Source organism: Loktanella sp. D2R18, from assembly GCF_003318235.1.
GTDB lineage: Bacteria > Pseudomonadota > Alphaproteobacteria > Rhodobacterales > Rhodobacteraceae > Yoonia.
Genome location: NZ_QOCG01000006.1, coordinates 102,782 through 115,982, shown reverse-complemented (window position 1 = coordinate 115,982; position 13,201 = coordinate 102,782). Strand labels below are relative to the sequence as shown.

Below are 13,201 nucleotides of genomic sequence, written 5' to 3'. Positions count from 1 at the left end.
TTTGGCTACGTCCGCTCATACGTCAAAGCGGCATCTAACATGTGCCGTAACTGCGCACAGTAAACGTCCGCAGACACATCCGCCATTCCAGGTAACCGCAGCGTATGGCGCACCATCGCAAACTTCGGCGCGGCCTCTGCCCCGCCCATCCGTTCCAGCATCGGATCAATGAGCATATCGCGCAACCGCACGCGTAGTAGACACCAACCTCAGGGTCGGCGCAGTTCACGACGATCATACCGAGAGGATTTTTCAACGCGGTCAAGAAATCACCTTTAGAAAAAATGTCATTACCTTCCACCATCCCCTTACATCGGGCAAGCTTTGGCTTATCTAAAAACGGCAGATAGCTTTGTCATGTCAGGATTCGCGTGCCCTTTACCCCCGCCTCTCGGAAAACCATCATGCGCGGCCTTTGGTTGTTGCTGGGGTGGGCTGCATTGGGTCTAGGCGCGATCGGGGTGGTGTTGCCGGTTTTGCCGACCACGCCGTTTGTGATCCTCGCGGCTTTTGGGTTTAGCAAAGGCTCCCCGCGCATGCATCGCTATCTTGAAGATCACCGCATTTTTGGCCCGATCATAGCGGATTGGCGCGAAAACGGCGCGATTGCCCCGCGGTATAAAGCCATCGCCGTTGTGATGATGAGCGCCGCGCTGACGGGCAGTATCATCGCGGGTCTGCGCCCTCAACTGATCCTAATCCAAGCCATCTGCATGATCGGCGCGGCCACCTATGTGCTCTCGCGCCCTAACGGTCCGCGCAAATAGGATGCTTTCAAAAACGCGGCCATCAGACGCGACATGATCAAGGTCATTCCAACATGACCAACAAAAGATGACTGTGTATAAGTGCCAAAATCCATCATAAAGCTACGCCCAATAAACGGGGCAAGCATGCCTTGCGCGATAAACCAAAGAGCTAAACCAGAGACCAAACCGGTCATCCAAACCCGTGCAGGCATCACGCAGCGCACAAGATAAACAAACAATCCGAACCCAAGTGATCCAATGGTAAAGTGAATCGCAAATGCGGCCCCATGCGATAACGTCAAGCCGAATATTTTTTGCGTGATCGCAATGACAAGATTCGATGGCTGCAACGTCACGCCAAACAACAACGGTGACAAAAGCCAAGCATAGGCTTCGAATATTATCTCACCAATCACCCCCGCGAGGGCAACAGATAAGATGATCGTTTTTCGGGATAGAGAATGGGTCATTTCAGGCTTTCTTGCGGTAAGTTCATTCAGATGAACCGCAGCTATGGCCTCCCAGTCCCGCCAACAAGGAGTGCAGAATCACAGTTGCTCGCATGCGCGCGAGGCCGGTGAAATAATCGCTGCCTGCCGTCAGGCGTATCACGACGCCCCCCAAACCAGGCTTACACATCGCGACCTAAACCGCCTGCGCAGCCCCAGGCCATCGTGCGGGAAAATTCTGTGGCAGCCCCCCACCGTGCGTCGCAATCAGCACGACCCGTCTCGCGTCACGCAACACCCCATTCCCAACGCCCCCGCCCCGCGCTATAGGGCAGGCATGACCCAGAACCCGCCAAACCTCCGCCCCGACTTGGCCCCCAAGGCCAAGATGACCGACGCCAGCCGCCCCGGCCAACCAACCATCGGCATGGTAAGCCTTGGTTGCCCCAAAGCATTGGTCGATAGCGAACGCATCCTGACCCGGCTGCGCGCCGAAGGGTATGCGATTTCGCCTGATTACAGCGGTGCTGAGGCCGTGATTGTCAACACCTGTGGTTTTCTAGACAGCGCCAAGGCCGAAAGCCTTGATGCGATTGGCGAGGCCCTGATCGAAAATGGCAAGGTCATCGTCACAGGCTGCTTGGGCGCGGAACCCGATTACATCCGCGAACACCATCCCAACATTTTGGCCGTCACCGGGCCGCACCAATACGAACAGGTGCTTGACGCCGTGCACAGCGCCGTGCCTGCGAACCCTGATCCGTTCATTGATCTGCTGCCCGCGACAGGCGTCTCGCTGACCCCGCGGCACTACAGCTATCTTAAGATATCCGAAGGCTGTAACCACAAATGCAAATTCTGCATCATCCCCGATATGCGCGGCAAACTGGCGTCACGGCCTGCGCACGCGGTCCTGCGCGAGGCGGAAAAGCTGGTGAATGCTGGTGTCAAAGAACTCCTCGTGATTTCGCAAGATACCTCAGCCTACGGGCTGGACCGTAAATATGACGTAAATCCGTGGAAAGACGATACGGTGCGCAGCCATATCCTTGATCTGACACGGGAATTGGGGAAACTCGGCGCTTGGGTGCGGCTGCATTACGTCTACCCCTACCCGCATGTGCGCGACCTGATTCCGCTGATGGCGGACCCAAACAACGGCATCCTGCCCTATCTTGATATCCCATTCCAACACAGCCACCCCGATGTGCTGCGGCGTATGGCGCGGCCTGCGGCGGGTGCCAAAACGCTGGATGAAATCCGGGCGTGGCGCGAAATCTGCCCTGATATCACCCTGCGATCCACCTTTATCGTCGGCTACCCTGGTGAATCCGAAGACGAATTCCAACACCTGCTTGATTGGCTGGATGAAGCCCAGTTGGACCGCGTTGGCTGCTTTCAATACGAAAACGTCGAAGGCGCGCGGTCCAACGCCCTGCCCGATCACGTCGCGCCAGAGGTCAAACAAGACCGCTGGGATAGGTTCATGGCCAAAGCCCAAGCCATTTCCGAAGCCAAACTCGCAGCCAAGGTTGGCAAAACGCTCGAAGTCATTGTCGACGACATCGACGAAGACGGCATCGCCACCTGCCGCACATGGGCCGACGCACCAGAGATCGACGGGAACCTGTTCATTGATGAAGGGGTTGACGGGTTGGCTGTGGGAGATGTGGTGAAGGTTGTGGTTGAGGAGGCGGGGGAGTATGATTTGTGGGCGCGCTTGAATTTATAGAAATCTTAGAGGCGCAATTTTGAAACCAAAAAACGATTGAGCCGATATGTTTAGAATACTCATAGCAACAGTCATCTCAATTTTTGCGTCCCAAGCCAGTGCTGAATATCATAGCCCCCCACTCGACATTTGCCTTCAATATCTCGAATTCTTGGACAGATCTAACCCGACCGACCTGTCGGACTGCGACGAAACGACAACATGGGTCATCGAAAATCGTGACCTAAGTTCATCAGAATTTCTTACCAGCTATCTATATAAAGTGGGCACAAGAAGCTTCGTCGCAAAGAACATTGCTGCAATTCGCAGTGAGCTGGCGGGCAGCCCAATGAGAACGCTTTCAATCGCTGACGAAGCAGGACGGGTGGCCTTTTATGTTTTCCAATCTAATCAAGATTTTGCCCGCGCTGAAATTTATTCAAAGACGGCATATGCGTTGGAACTACAGTCTATTATCGCAATGTGTGGGACAACGCCCGAGTGCGGATATTTCACCGACGAACTGCTTGCTACTGTTGAGGCGTTGCCGCCAATGCGACATCCCCAGCAACGAGCGGCCCCATCTAAAATCCTTTTATGTCTCACGCGTTTAGATAATTTTGTGGTTCCGATTGAGCACCTTTTGTTGAGCGATAGATTCGCGGATTGTTTGCGAAGTTGATTTCATACAGCAGTTAGTTTGATACGTATCAACCGCCATTGACCCCGCCCGGCAAAGCCGGGCAGCGCCCGGGCCGGGGCTTCGCCCGTTTTCGCCTGAATTGATCCACTGGATCAATTCCGAGACGGCGCAAACCCTCCCCATGGGGAGGGCGCTTCGCACCCCCTGCGCTTCGCGCGTTCACCGCTGAAACTGTCCACTGGACAGTTTCCTAGACGCGGCTCACCCCCTCGGTCCAAGCGCTCCACTACTGATAGGCACCATACAAACGCTTCATCCCTCTAGGCCCCAACCAACCGTTAACAACAGTCCATCGTACACCCCTTAAACCAAGCAAATACAGCAAAGCTGCCATACGCAAATTCGACGCTGCGCCGACGCAATGCCGACCGCGCAAAACCTAATAAAATAAGACATTCATCAAAGATTCGGTCAAATCACCCAAACGCCCACGTACGCGCGGTTAATCCATCGCCGCGATATAGGTCCGCACGCAGTCCTGCACATGCCGGAACCGATCTCCGCCAAGGTGCTTGCCGCCGTACCAGCGTGTCACAACGATGATATGGTTTTGCAGGTCTTCGCGCTCCAACATCCGCAAGATCACCATGCCCGCACCGCTTTCGCCGTCGTCGTTTTTGAGGGGCGCATCGGGCAGGAGAACGGCCCAAGTATTATGCGTGGCCTTGGCGAATTTCTTGTTGCGACACAGGGCTTTAATGAAAACACGCGCCTCATCCGCAGACCCGACAGGCCCGCCCGAAACCGCATATTTCGACCCGCGATCACTGACAACATTCTGGATAATTTTCAAAACAGGCGCACCGTCAAATCAAGAGGTATGGAATCCATGACCTGACTCCCATTCAGAATTCAGCTAAAAACATAACATATTCGGTTGATAGTTACAGGCCCACCAAGGTTATTTCGAACCAGACTTGGGCCATGTTACAAAGGGTGTCGCAAATTATGGGCGGCACCCTTTTTCGTTTCGCAACAGCCGCTTGCACCCCATCAAACGCCGCGCTAGGCTTTGTTCATGTTTACCATCGAACACGATTATGACGCGACCGTTGTGACCCTTGTTGATGAAGGGGCTGCCCCGCTTCTCGATGATGTCATTGTACATGCTTTAGACGATTGCATCACTGTCACCCAAATCGATCCGCGCAGCGATGAACCCGTACAAATCACCATATCATTCAGCCAGTTACGCGATCTGCAGGCGGCGCTTGATCTTCCCGAAGGCGTTTATCAATTGCGCAAAACATGACCACAGGATTTTTCTGGGATGAACGCAGCTTTTGGCACGGTGGCGGAAATTATGCGGGCATGTTGCCTGTTGGCGGCTTGGTGCAACCGCTTGATGGCGGTCTTCCTGAAAGCCCCGAAACCAAACGCCGCCTTAAAAACCTGATCGAAGTCACTGGGCTTGCCCGTGATCTTGAAATGCGCAGCGCTGACATCGCCACCCGCGCTGATTTGCTGCGCGTACACCCCGCGCATTATCTTGATGAATTTAAAGCATTATCTGACGCAGGCGGCGGCGAATTGGGACGGCGCACGCCCTTTGGCCCCGGTGGGTATGAATTGGCGGCACTTTCGGCAGGGATCGCGAAATCCGCGCTTTCAGCCGTGTTAACCGGGCAACTACGCAATGCCTATGCCCTCTCACGCCCGCCCGGCCACCACTGTCTGCCCGATTTCCCTAATGGGTTCTGTTTGTTCAACAATATTGGTATCGCAATCGAAGCCGCCCGTGCCGCTGGTCAAGCCAAGCGCTTTGCAGTGCTCGATTGGGATGTGCACCACGGCAATGGAACTGAGGCGGTGTTTTATGACCGCGATGACGTGCTGACCGTGTCGATCCACCAAGACCGAAATTACCCAATGGACACCGGTGCTTTTGTGGATCGAGGCACAGGTGCTGGCACTGGGTTTAACCTGAACATTCCGCTGCCCCCAGGCACCGGACACACAGGGTACCTTGCTACGATGGAACGGCTGGCCCTGCCCGCGATCCATAGCTTTGCACCCGATGTCCTGATCATTGCTTGCGGGTATGATGCGGCCGCCAATGATCCGCTCGGACGCATGTTGGCCACCGCCGACACCTTTGCGCAAATGACCGCACAGGTAATGGCGCTGGCTGATGATGTCTGCGGCGGCAAACTCTTGATGGTCCACGAAGGCGGCTATTCCGAAACCTATGTGCCCTTTTGTGGCCATGCGGTCCTACAAACCATGTCCGGTAGCGATACCAGCGCCCCCGACCCGTTCGCCGAGGTGTTTCCGCTGCGCCAACCCGACGCCGGGTTTGATGCTTATCTGGGCGGTGTGATTGGGGCGATGGTGGACGCGTTGTAGCAAATTGCTATCGCGGCTTTTCACCACGTTCGAGCATATCAAGTAGCTTCGCCATCCGATCCGCCCGCGTTTGTGGGCGTTTCGCGGAATGCAGGCGGTGGTAGATTACAAAGATACTGCTGCGGTTCAAGGTTTCATAGAACGCCAGCGCTTTGGGGTTATCCGTCAATGCCGCAAGGAAATCCGAGGGAGTTTCCATCGTCGCAGAGCCAGCATAGGCAGCATTCCAGCGCCCATCCGTCTTGGCGGCTGTAACGTGGGTTAGCCCCGGCGCTTGCATCCGACCTTTCACAATCAAATTTTCTGCATGTTCACGGTTCTTTTGCGACCAGTTCGACCGGGCGCGGCGCGGTGTGAACCTTTGGTAATAGGACAGCGTATCACAAGACTTCTTAATCCCGTCGATCCAGCCCCAAGCAATCGCTTCGATCACGGCCTGTTCCCAATCAATCGATGGGATTTTTGACGCCTTCTTGAAGATTTTCAACCAAATTTCGGGGGCCTGTGCGTGGTTCTGCGCCAACCAATCACAAAATTCAGCCGGGTTTTCGAAGGCTTTTACCCGGTCGAGATTAACGTCCAAAGCGTCCTCCCTAGCTGCTGTGTTAGCACCTTAGCAAAGCCCACGCGGCGCGCAATGCCGGTTGTCAGCGCGACCGCTCACACATATCTGTAGATCAAGCAAATGCAGGATAAACCATGCCCACACCGAACCAAGCGGCCCTTGATTTTCTTTTGACCCGGCGATCGCGTCCGGCCAAGACGCTGACAACACCGGTCCCGGATCGCGCAACGCTCACGACATTGCTGACGGCTGCGGCTCGTTCGCCTGACCATGGCAAGCTAGAGCCTTGGCGGTTTATTGTACTTTCGAAACCTGCGCTGAACCGTTTGGCTGAACTTGTTGAAACACGCGGGGCCGCGCTTAGCATTGATCCAGATAAGATCGCGAAAAACCACGCACAGTTTGCCAACTCAAATCTCGCGGTGGCGGTCGTTGCATCACCCGTCATATCTGAAAAAGTGCCCGAAATCGAACAAATCTATTCCGCAGGCGCTGTCTGTCTGGCCCTTGTGAACGCAGGGCTTGCCGCTGGCTGGGGAGCCAATTGGCTGTCAGGCTGGGCCAGCCATGACCGCGCATTTATCCGCGACGGGCTTGGGCTTGAACCCCATGAAACGGTCGCGGGTTTTATTCATTTTGGCACCGAATCAAACAGCCCCCCGGAACGGCCACGCCCTGATCTCGCTGCAATCACAACATGGCTTGAAACATGATTTTCACATCGTTTTCCAAAGGTATTTCCCAGATGAATGACCCGCGTTTTCAATCGGTCCTTTGGCGCGGGATTGGGATTACGATTGCGCTGCTTATTGGCTGCTATGCTGGCCTGTTGGGGATCATTGATTGGCTGGCATCAGAGCCAATCACATTACCCGACGGCGCTGAGATCACTTGGTTCGGTGATTTGCTGGGATGGGGATCGTTGATCTTGATGATCATTCTGTCCGTCTTTTTGATGGTGCCCGTCGCGTCGGTGATTACCTCACTTTTTTTGGATGAGGTTGCCGATGCTGTCGAGGCCAAACACTTCCCCGACCTACCCCCAACGCCTGCTGTGGGCTTTTTTGAAGGCCTGCGCGATACCGTTAATTTCTTTGGAATATTGGTGGCCGCAAACATCTGCGCCTTTGTGCTTTACGCCTTCTTACCCTTTGCGGCCGTGTTCATATTTTATGGCATGAACGGATATCTTTTGGGGCGTGAGTATTTTCAGCTTGCTGCGATGCGCCGTGAGGGGCGTGCGCGCGCCAAGGCAATGGCCAAACGACACCAAGGCACGATCTGGGCAGCGGGCTGCTTGATGGCGCTACCGCTCACCATTCCTTTGCTGAACTTGATCATTCCGATCTTAGGCGCTGCGACGTTCACTCATTTGTATCATGCGTTGTGTCACCGGGAAGATCAGGCGTCGCCATCCGGTTGAACCAGTCCATGTCGCGGACCGAAATTGCACCAGATAGAATTGTCCCTGCAATCACGGCCCAAATTGGCACCGCCCAAAGTGTCGTGATGAAGGCCTTGCGCTTAATTTGCGGGTCCGCAGGTGCAGACGAAGGGGTGCCCGGTGTGACCTCTCCTGCTTCGCCTTGGGTTTGCATCCGCAGCGGCAACACGATGAAAAATACCATTGCCCAAACGACGGCAAAAAGAACGATGGCTGACGTGGGGCCCATGGGTGATCCTTTCAAAGACTACAAGGCTACATAGGTATTACTGCCGGTTAGGCAAGCACCTTAGACCTGTTCCAGCTCGATCAGGCAGCCTTGGAAATCTTTCGGATGTAAAAACAAGACAGGTTTGCCATGCGCCCCGATTTTCGGCTCTCCATTTCCCAAAACGCGCGCGCCCTCAGCGACCAAATGATCACGAGCTACAATGATATCATCAACTTCATAACACATGTGATGAATGCCACCCGCCGGGTTTTTATCTAAGAACCCTTGGATCGGAGAGGCATCGCCAAGCGGATACAAAAATTCAATTTTTGTATTGGGAAGCGTGACGAACACAACTGTCACCCCGTGGTCGGGCTCGTCTTGAGGCGCGCCAACATCTGCCCCCAACATGGTCCTGTATTGTGCGCTCGCGGCTTCTAGGTCCGGGACAGCAATGGCGACGTGGTTCAAGCGACCGATCATTTCATATTCTCCTCATTTCGCGCAATATCGCGAAACACGTTTACGAGCGCAATGTCCTATCGCAAATTAACCCCCTGTTCACCTTGTCCTGTGCTCAATGGTCGCGCCCGCTTCCAAGGAGAGAATCGCGATGGATGACTTTATGCTCAAGCAAACGCCCACATCGGACCGCCCGCTGTTAGGAATCACCGCACTTGTCGTCGAAGACAGTCTTTTCGCCTGCGAGGCGTTGCGCCTACTTTGCCAGCGTTCGGGCGCCCGGCTGCGACGCGCAGATAGCATTGAACACGCGCGCAAACATCTTGGCGTTTATCGGCCTTGCGTCATCATGATTGATGTGGGGCTGCCTGATGGGTCTGGGCTTGATCTGATCGCAATGTTAGCGGCGGCATCCCCCCGGATTGAGGTGATCCTTGGTATCAGCGGCGATCCAAATGCAGAACACGACGTGATAAAAGCCGGCGCCGATGGGTTTATCGCCAAACCGATTGCCAATCTGGCGGCCTTTCAGGATGCAATCCTACGTCACCTGCCAGCGCACCGCCAACCGCCCGGCCCGCGAATGGTTAGTAACGAAACCATCAACCCCGATTTGGTCGCATACCGCGATGATCTGCACCATATTTCAGAAATTCTGAACCGCCCGAAAAGCACGGTAAAAATCAGCTATGTCACGCAGCTTTTGGATGGGATCGCGCGCAGCGCTCAAGATGACGCGCTTGGCAAGGCGGCAAAATCGCTCGCTGCGCTGCATTCTACAGGGGATGACACCACCGGTGGTGTCACGGCCCTGTCCGATATGGTCGAACAACGCATTGCCGCTGGCGGGCCGCTTTAGCCGCCCACCAGCACTAATTTCTTTAGCTTTCAGCCGGGATCGTGCGCAGGTGCAATTCGCGCAGCTGTTCATTCATTGGCTCGGATGGTGCGTCCATCATCAGATCTTCCGCGCGTTGGTTCATCGGGAACATGATGACCTCACGGATGTTCGACGCATCAGCCAGCAACATCACAATCCGGTCAATCCCAGCCGCACAACCACCGTGGGGTGGCGCACCATATTGAAACGCGTTGACCATGCCGCCAAAGCGTTTGTTTACTTCCTCTTCGCCGTAGCCTGCGATCTCAAAGGCTTTGAACATAATTTCAGGGCGGTGGTTCCGGATCGCGCCAGACACCAATTCATACCCGTTACACGCCAGATCATATTGGTAGCCCAACACCTTTAGCGGGTCACCTTGCAGGGCCTCCATACCACCTTGTGGCATTGAGAACGGGTTATGTTCAAAATCGATCTTGCCGGTTTCTTCGTCTTGCTCGTAAATCGGGAAATCCACGATCCAAGCAAAGGCAAAGCGGTTCAAATCTGTCAGGCCAAGTTCTTCACCGATGACATTGCGGGCCTTGCCTGCGACACCTTCGAATGCTTTTGGCTTCCCACCAAGGAAAAACGCCGCATCGCCAAGCCCAAGACCCAGTTGCTGACGGATCGCCTCGGTACGCTCTGGGCCGATGTTTTTAGCGAGCGGGCCAGCGGCTTCCATGCCACCTTCAACTTCGCCTGATTTCAACTTCGCTTGCGCTTCTTTAACCGTGATGCCCAGTTCTTGCGCCACAGCATCCGCTGTTTTTTCGCGCCAGAAGATATAGCCCATGCCGGGCAGACCTTCTTTTTGTGCAAAGACATTCATCCGGTCACAGAATTTACGCGACCCACCTTTTGGCGCCGGAATCGCACGCACTTCGGTGCCCTCTTGTTCCAGCAATTTTGCGAAAATCGCAAAACCGGAACCAGCAAAATGCTCAGACACAACTTGCATCTTAATTGGGTTCCGCAGATCGGGCTTGTCAGAGCCGTACCAAAGCGCGGCATCACGGTAAGAAATCTGTTCCCACGTCTGGTCAACCTTACGACCTTTGCCGAATTCTTCGAAGATACCTGTGATCACTGGTTGGATCGTGTCGAACACGTCTTGCTGTTCAACAAAGGACATTTCCAAATCGAGCTGATAGAAATCTGTCGGTGAACGGTCAGCGCGCGGGTCTTCATCGCGGAAACAGGGCGCGATCTGGAAATACTTGTCATATCCCGACACCATGATCAGCTGTTTAAACTGCTGTGGGGCCTGCGGCAGAGCGTAGAATTTACCGGGGTGCAAACGCGACGGCACAAGGAAATCGCGGGCACCTTCGGGGCTGGACGCGGTAATGATCGGGGTCTGGTATTCGCGGAAACCGCCATCCCACATCCGGCGGCGCATGGATGCCACCACATCAGAACGCAGCTTCATATTGTCCTGCATCGCCTCGCGGCGCAGGTCCAAATAGCGGTATTTCAGCCGTGTTTCTTCAGGGTATTCTTGGTCACCAAAGACCATCAGCGGCAATTCGTTTGATGCGCCAAGCACTTCAATCGCGCGAATGAAAACTTCGACTTCGCCGGTTGGCAGTTTGGCGTTGATCAGTTCTGGATCACGCGCTTTGACCTCACCGTCGATGCGGATACACCATTCTGAGCGCACTTTTTCGACGTCAGCGAATGCGGCTGAATCCGGATCACACAACACCTGCGTAATACCGTAGTGGTCGCGCAGGTCGATAAACAAGATGCCGCCATGATCGCGGACCCGATTTACCCAGCCCGACAAGCGGACAGTATCGCCAACATTGGCGGCGGTCAGATCGGCACAGGTGTGGCTGCGGTATGCGTGCATAATGTCATGGTCCTATGGGTTCAAAGGTTGTTGCGCCGATACACTAGGTTGCACGCCTGATGTCAAGGATGCACACCTATTTGAGCGCGGTTTACCGCTGAAATTTGGCACAAATGGCCCCACGCAATGCATTGCCAACCCCGATCCAATGCGCCGCTTCGAGATCTGCCAAACGAAGCACCGCCTCACGGCACGCGCCACTGTCTAACTGTTCTTGGCGGTAAATGCCGGGCAAACAGCCCGACGATAAAGGCGGGGTGAGCATCTCTCCGGTCTGCGTTTCGACGAAAATATTGGTGATCGCCCCCTCACAAAGCTCATCACGTTCATTGAGAAAGATCAGCTCGTCAACGCCTGCGGGCAATGCGGCGCGCGCATCATCATATAGCGCCCGGTTTGTCGTCTTGTGACGCAGCCACGGATCGGCAGCATCCAGGCGCTGCGGCGCAATTTGGATCATCCAAAACGGCTTACGCTGCGCCATCGGGCTGCGCGTTACTTCTATGCGACCATCACAGGCCAATGTCAGACGGCAACGCATCTGCATATCGCTCTCATAAGTGGCCAAGGCCGCGCGTATCGCGGGGATATCGCAACGAAAGCCTAAAATCGCCGCGCTGTGCGCCAATCGGCGCAGGTGGCGATCAAGCCGCGGATACCCCTGCCCCGGCTCCCAGCCGAAAGTTTCGATCAGCTTTGTTTCGGCAGGGATGCGTAGCGTGCTTTCCACAAGGCCTCCTCATATTCTGAATGGGCGGTGCTATCCCACACAACGCCGCCCCCAACATTGAGCGTGGCGCGTTTATTTTCGAGCATCAAGGTACGAATGGCCACATTAAACCATGCCCGCCCGTCAGGAGCCGCCCAGCCAATCGTGCCGCAATAAGCATCGCGCGGAGCTGTTTCGATATCTCGAATGATTTCCATCGCCCGCAATTTTGGTGCACCAGTGATCGAACCGCACGGATACAGCGCGCGAAAAATCGCACCTAAACCGACATCAGGCCGCAATTCTGCGGTCACTGTCGATGTCATCTGGTGGACGGTTTCATAGGTCTCAATTGCGAATAACTGCGGAACTTTGACCGATCCGACCTGCGCCACACGGCTGATATCATTACGCAAGAGATCCACAATCATCAAGTTTTCGGCGCGATTTTTAGGATCATTTTGTAAAAACACACGCGCGTCCGCGTCTTGCGCAGGTGTCGTGCCACGCGGTGCGGTGCCTTTCATCGGGCGGGTAGTGATCGTCGCCCCATCTAATGTAAAGAACAGCTCGGGAGATCGGCAAAGCAAATCGGGCAAGTCATCTTGTATAACCAAAACGCCATACCCAACAGCTTGCGCCCGCATGAGCGCCTCATAGATCGCCTGCGGATTTCCGGTCACTTGCGCGTGCAATGGAAAGGTCAGGTTCGCCTGATAAATATCGCCTGCCCCGATGAAATCATGGACCCACGCAAAGGCGCGTTGATAGTCATCCTGATCCCAGCCCGCATCTAATGCCCCAATATTTGCGGGGCCAGCCGCGATTTCGGCAGCAATAGGCGCATCGTAAACGCCGAACCGGATCAGTGGCAGGCGCCGGTCACGCGGCATGAGATCATGCAAGCGCGGCTCTAACGCGTAGCCCAATTCATAACTGGCATAGCCTGCAACCCAATTCCCCTGCGCCAATGCCTGTTCGACGGCAGTAAGCGCACCCGCAACTTCGGCAATGGAATCAGCTGTAATGATCCGTATGGCCCGATCAAACACGCCCGCACCGTCTGGCCCATGATCAAATTGCAGCCGCAAATCAAAATCTCCTAAGTTTGTTATTA

At 54.9% G+C, this 13,201-nt stretch carries 17 protein-coding genes; 8 read left to right on the top strand and 9 right to left on the bottom strand.

Annotation, left to right across the window (positions count from 1 at the left end; genetic code table 11):
* Positions 1 to 5: 5 nt before the first annotated feature.
* On the bottom strand, positions 6 to 176 hold the full coding sequence (locus DS901_RS18645) for a hypothetical protein (protein ID WP_181820747.1): 171 nt from the start codon (positions 174 to 176) through the stop codon (positions 6 to 8).
* 228 nt (positions 177 to 404) lie between these two features.
* On the opposite strand from DS901_RS18645, the gene DS901_RS03225 reads away from it, so the two are divergent.
* Positions 405 to 767, top strand: coding sequence for a YbaN family protein (locus DS901_RS03225; protein ID WP_113775494.1), 363 nt, complete (start codon positions 405 to 407; stop codon positions 765 to 767).
* On the opposite strand, the gene DS901_RS03220 is transcribed toward DS901_RS03225, so the two are convergent.
* Positions 731 to 1,219 carry a hypothetical protein gene (locus DS901_RS03220; RefSeq protein ID WP_113775493.1) on the bottom strand — a complete coding sequence of 163 codons (489 nt, stop codon included), beginning with the start codon at positions 1,217 to 1,219 and terminating at the stop codon, positions 731 to 733. The genes DS901_RS03225 and DS901_RS03220 overlap by 37 nt on opposite strands.
* A gap of 316 nt (positions 1,220 to 1,535) precedes the next feature.
* Between DS901_RS03220 and rimO the strand changes: the two genes are divergently transcribed.
* Entirely contained in the window at positions 1,536 to 2,930 is a 1,395-nt protein-coding gene (gene rimO / locus DS901_RS03215) for a 30S ribosomal protein S12 methylthiotransferase RimO (protein ID WP_113775492.1), read from the top strand.
* 46 nt (positions 2,931 to 2,976) lie between these two features.
* Positions 2,977 to 3,591: a hypothetical protein gene (locus DS901_RS03210; protein ID WP_113775491.1), complete on the top strand. Its 615-nt coding sequence runs from the start codon at positions 2,977 to 2,979 to the stop codon at positions 3,589 to 3,591.
* Positions 3,592 to 4,054: 463 nt separating this feature from the next.
* Here the strand turns inward: DS901_RS03210 and DS901_RS03205 are convergent, their stop codons facing one another.
* On the bottom strand, positions 4,055 to 4,405 hold the full coding sequence (locus DS901_RS03205) for a YigZ family protein (protein WP_113775490.1): 351 nt from the start codon (positions 4,403 to 4,405) through the stop codon (positions 4,055 to 4,057).
* A gap of 225 nt (positions 4,406 to 4,630) precedes the next feature.
* On the opposite strand from DS901_RS03205, the gene DS901_RS03200 reads away from it, so the two are divergent.
* Entirely contained in the window at positions 4,631 to 4,864 is a 234-nt protein-coding gene (locus DS901_RS03200) for a hypothetical protein (protein ID WP_113775489.1), read from the top strand.
* The gene (locus tag DS901_RS03195; protein ID WP_113775488.1) at positions 4,861 to 5,958 is read left to right on the top strand and encodes a class II histone deacetylase; all 1,098 of its coding nucleotides are present in this window, start codon (positions 4,861 to 4,863) and stop codon (positions 5,956 to 5,958) included. The genes DS901_RS03200 and DS901_RS03195 overlap by 4 nt, the downstream gene beginning before the upstream one ends.
* A gap of 7 nt (positions 5,959 to 5,965) precedes the next feature.
* Here DS901_RS03195 and DS901_RS03190 read toward each other — a convergent pair whose 3' ends face one another.
* The gene (locus DS901_RS03190) at positions 5,966 to 6,541 is read right to left on the bottom strand and encodes a YdeI/OmpD-associated family protein (protein WP_113775487.1); all 576 of its coding nucleotides are present in this window, start codon (positions 6,539 to 6,541) and stop codon (positions 5,966 to 5,968) included.
* A 116-nt stretch (positions 6,542 to 6,657) separates the two neighbouring features.
* Here DS901_RS03190 and DS901_RS03185 point away from each other — a divergent pair, with 116 nt between their 5' ends.
* Both DS901_RS03185 and DS901_RS03180 read left to right on the top strand, forming a co-directional pair.
* Complete coding sequence (locus DS901_RS03185) at positions 6,658 to 7,236, top strand: nitroreductase family protein (RefSeq protein WP_113775486.1); 579 nt, start codon at positions 6,658 to 6,660, stop codon at positions 7,234 to 7,236.
* Positions 7,233 to 7,946 (top strand): EI24 domain-containing protein, encoded by a 714-nt coding sequence (locus DS901_RS03180; protein WP_113775485.1) that lies wholly within the window; start codon positions 7,233 to 7,235, stop codon positions 7,944 to 7,946. Before DS901_RS03185 ends, DS901_RS03180 begins: the two co-directional genes overlap by 4 nt.
* Here the strand turns inward: DS901_RS03180 and DS901_RS03175 are convergent.
* Both DS901_RS03175 and mce read right to left on the bottom strand, forming a co-directional pair.
* Complete coding sequence (locus DS901_RS03175; RefSeq protein WP_113775484.1) at positions 7,888 to 8,196, bottom strand: DUF1467 family protein; 309 nt, start codon at positions 8,194 to 8,196, stop codon at positions 7,888 to 7,890. The two genes, DS901_RS03180 and DS901_RS03175, sit on opposite strands and share 59 nt — an antisense overlap.
* Before the next feature lie 60 nt (positions 8,197 to 8,256).
* Positions 8,257 to 8,661, bottom strand: a complete 405-nt coding sequence (gene mce, locus DS901_RS03170) for a methylmalonyl-CoA epimerase (RefSeq protein ID WP_113775483.1) — start codon at positions 8,659 to 8,661, stop codon at positions 8,257 to 8,259.
* Positions 8,662 to 8,791: 130 nt separating this feature from the next.
* Here mce and DS901_RS03165 point away from each other — a divergent pair, with 130 nt between their 5' ends.
* A complete protein-coding gene (locus tag DS901_RS03165; RefSeq protein WP_113775482.1) occupies positions 8,792 to 9,499 on the top strand; it encodes a response regulator in 708 nt (235 codons plus the stop codon).
* Between the two features lie 22 nt (positions 9,500 to 9,521).
* On the opposite strand, the gene aspS is transcribed toward DS901_RS03165, so the two are convergent.
* The 3 genes from aspS to DS901_RS03150 all read right to left on the bottom strand — a co-directional run bounded on the left by aspS (position 9,522) and on the right by DS901_RS03150 (position 13,175).
* A complete protein-coding gene (gene aspS / locus DS901_RS03160) occupies positions 9,522 to 11,375 on the bottom strand; it encodes an aspartate--tRNA ligase (RefSeq protein ID WP_113775481.1) in 1,854 nt (617 codons plus the stop codon).
* Between the two features lie 91 nt (positions 11,376 to 11,466).
* On the bottom strand, positions 11,467 to 12,105 hold the full coding sequence (locus tag DS901_RS03155) for an aminotransferase class IV family protein (RefSeq protein WP_113775480.1): 639 nt from the start codon (positions 12,103 to 12,105) through the stop codon (positions 11,467 to 11,469).
* Positions 12,066 to 13,175, bottom strand: coding sequence for an aminodeoxychorismate synthase component I (locus tag DS901_RS03150; RefSeq protein ID WP_113775479.1), 1,110 nt, complete (start codon positions 13,173 to 13,175; stop codon positions 12,066 to 12,068). The genes DS901_RS03155 and DS901_RS03150 overlap by 40 nt, the downstream gene beginning before the upstream one ends.
* Positions 13,176 to 13,201: the final 26 nt, after the last annotated feature.

Excerpts from the sequence above, each read along its gene's own strand:
- aspS (WP_113775481.1), bottom strand. The coding sequence starts at position 11,375 with ATGCACGCATACCGCAGCCACACCTGTGCCGATCTGACCGCCGCCAAT.
- DS901_RS03175 (WP_113775484.1), bottom strand. The coding sequence starts at position 8,196 with ATGGGCCCCACGTCAGCCATCGTTCTTTTTGCCGTCGTTTGGGCAATG.
- DS901_RS03200 (WP_113775489.1), top strand. The coding sequence starts at position 4,631 with ATGTTTACCATCGAACACGATTATGACGCGACCGTTGTGACCCTTGTT.
- rimO (WP_113775492.1), top strand. The coding sequence starts at position 1,536 with ATGACCCAGAACCCGCCAAACCTCCGCCCCGACTTGGCCCCCAAGGCC.
- DS901_RS18645 (WP_181820747.1), bottom strand. The coding sequence starts at position 176 with ATGCTCATTGATCCGATGCTGGAACGGATGGGCGGGGCAGAGGCCGCG.
- DS901_RS03220 (WP_113775493.1), bottom strand. The coding sequence starts at position 1,219 with ATGACCCATTCTCTATCCCGAAAAACGATCATCTTATCTGTTGCCCTC.
- mce (WP_113775483.1), bottom strand. The coding sequence starts at position 8,661 with ATGATCGGTCGCTTGAACCACGTCGCCATTGCTGTCCCGGACCTAGAA.
- DS901_RS03165 (WP_113775482.1), top strand. The coding sequence starts at position 8,792 with ATGGATGACTTTATGCTCAAGCAAACGCCCACATCGGACCGCCCGCTG.
- DS901_RS03185 (WP_113775486.1), top strand. The coding sequence starts at position 6,658 with ATGCCCACACCGAACCAAGCGGCCCTTGATTTTCTTTTGACCCGGCGA.
- DS901_RS03195 (WP_113775488.1), top strand. The coding sequence starts at position 4,861 with ATGACCACAGGATTTTTCTGGGATGAACGCAGCTTTTGGCACGGTGGC.
- DS901_RS03225 (WP_113775494.1), top strand. The coding sequence starts at position 405 with ATGCGCGGCCTTTGGTTGTTGCTGGGGTGGGCTGCATTGGGTCTAGGC.
- DS901_RS03210 (WP_113775491.1), top strand. The coding sequence starts at position 2,977 with ATGTTTAGAATACTCATAGCAACAGTCATCTCAATTTTTGCGTCCCAA.
- DS901_RS03180 (WP_113775485.1), top strand. The coding sequence starts at position 7,233 with ATGATTTTCACATCGTTTTCCAAAGGTATTTCCCAGATGAATGACCCG.